General features: G+C 75.5%; 1 protein-coding gene. It reads right to left on the reverse strand.

Features of this window, described 5'->3' with window-relative positions; all coding sequences use genetic code 11:
* Nucleotides 1-126 precede the first annotated feature (126 nt).
* A complete protein-coding gene (locus ACFV4N_RS35015) occupies nucleotides 127-1932 on the reverse strand; it encodes a glycoside hydrolase family 15 protein (RefSeq protein WP_499676949.1) in 1806 nt (601 codons plus the stop codon).
* Nucleotides 1933-2166: the final 234 nt, after the last annotated feature.

A 2166-nucleotide genomic window follows, 5' to 3' on the forward strand; every position in this document is an offset into this window, starting at 1 on the left:
ATCGCCCGCCACTGCTCATCGGTCAACTCGTGCCTGCGGATCACGACCCAAGATCAAAGCAGATCAACCGCACCCGCTTTGAGGACAGGCCCTAGCGGCGACGCCCCGACCGGGCGCCCGCCGCCGTCACAACGCCTGCTCCGCCCGGTCCGCCGAGGTCCTGGTGGAGGCGCCGCCGAGCTGGCGGGCGGTGTTGACCAGGCCCTCCATGCTGAACGCCTGCGGGGTGTTGCCCATGTGGCGGCCGGTGGCGGTGTCGTACTCCTCGCTGAGCAGGCCCACGTCGTTGCGCAGGTCGAGCAGCCGCTCGAACAGCTCGCGGGCCTCCTGGGCGCGGCCGGTGCCGTGCAGGGCGTCGGCGAGCCAGAACGTGCACGCCAGGAACGCGCCCTCGGCGCCGGGCAGGCCGTCCACGCCGCCGTCGGCGTCGGTGCGGTAGCGCAGCACGAAACCGTCCTCGCACAGCTCGCGGCGCACCGCGTCCACCGTGCCCCGGACCCGGGGGTCGTCCCACGGCAGGAACCCCACGCGCGGGATCAGCAGCAGGGAGGCGTCCAGGCCCTGCGAGCCGTAGAACTGGGTGAACGTGCCGCGCTCGGCGTCGAAGCCCTTCTCGCACACCTCGGCGTGGATGCGGTCGCGCACCGCGCGCCACCGGTCGGCCGGACCGGGCAGGCCGTGGTTGGCCACGGTGTGCACGGCCCGGTCCAGCCCGGCCCACGCCATCACCTTGGAGTGCACGAAGTGCCTGCGCGGGCCGCGGACCTCCCACAGCCCGTTGTCCGGGTCGTCCCAGTGGCCCTCCAGGTGGTCGAGCAGCGCCCGCTGGAGGTCCCAGGCGGTGTCGGTGGTCGACAGCCCCGCTTCGCGGGCCAGGTGCAGGCCGTCGAGGACCTCTCCCCACACGTCGAGCTGGAACTGGTCGGCGGCGGCGTTGCCCACCCGGACGGGCGACGCGCCCTCGTAGCCGGACAGCCAGGGCAGGGTCTGCTCGGGCAGCCTGCGGCCGCCGTCGAGCCCGTACATGATCTGGAGCTTCGCCGGGTCGCCCGCCACCGCGCGCACCAGCCACTCCCGCCAGGCGCGGGCCTCGGCCGTGAACCCGGTGCCCAGCAGCGCCTGGAGGGTGAACGTGGCGTCGCGCAGCCAGCAGTAGCGGTAGTCCCAGTTGCGCGGGCCGCCCCACTGCTCGGGCAGCGACGTCGTCGCGGCGGCCACGATGCCGCCGGTCGGGGCGTAGGTCAGGGCCTTGAGCGTGACCAGGGCGCGGCGGACCGCGTCGGCCCAGGGCCCGTCGTAGGTGCAGCGGCTGATCCACCCCGCCCAGAAGTCCTCGGTGTCGGAGATCGCCTGCTCGGCGTCCACGGCGTGCGGGCGCGGCAGGTGCGAGGCGGTGTGGGTGAGCACGAACGGCACGCGCTGCCCGGCGCGCACCTCGAACTCGGCGGTGGTCGTCAGGTCGTGGCCGTGCACCGGCACGCCCGCCTCCAGCCACACCGCGTCGGGCCCGGCGACCGCGGCCAGCGCGCCGTCGTGGTGGCGCACCCACGGCACGACGCTGCCGTAGTCGAAGCGCAGCCGCAGGTCCATCCGCATCGGCACGCTGCCGGACACGCCCTCCACCACGCGCACCACGTCGGCGGCCTCGCCGCGCGGCGGCATGCAGTCGATCACCCGGACGGTGCCGTCCGGGGTGTCCCACTCGGACTCCAGCACCAGGCTGTCGCGCCGGTAGCGGCGCCGGGTCGCGCGACCGCCGGTCGCCGGGGCGAGCAGCCAGCGGCCCGCGTCCACGTCGTGCAGCAGCGCGGCGAAGCAGGCGGGCGAGTCGAAGGCCGGCAGGCACAGCCAGTCCACGCTGCCGTCCGTGCCCACCAGGGCCGCGGTGTGCAGGTCGCCCAGCAGCGCGTAGTCCTCGATCCTGGAGGGCACCGGTCAGCACCTCCCGTCCGGGTCGATCACGACCTCTGCGGCCGGCGGCGAGGGCCTCGCGGTCCCGTGGGCGGTGGTGAGTGCGCGCATGACCTGGGACTACCCCCCACGGCGCCGTTCAGTCGTGGATCTTCGAGCCGCGCGGCGCGGCGGCCGGGCGCACCCCCCCCCCCCCGGGCCCCGGGCGCGGGGGGTTGCCCGGGCGCCCCCCCCCCCCCGGGGCCCCCCGAGAGC

Origin of the sequence: Actinosynnema sp. NPDC059797 (assembly GCF_042732085.1) — a bacterium.
In the GTDB taxonomy this organism is placed as follows: Bacteria; Actinomycetota; Actinomycetes; order Mycobacteriales; family Pseudonocardiaceae; genus Actinosynnema.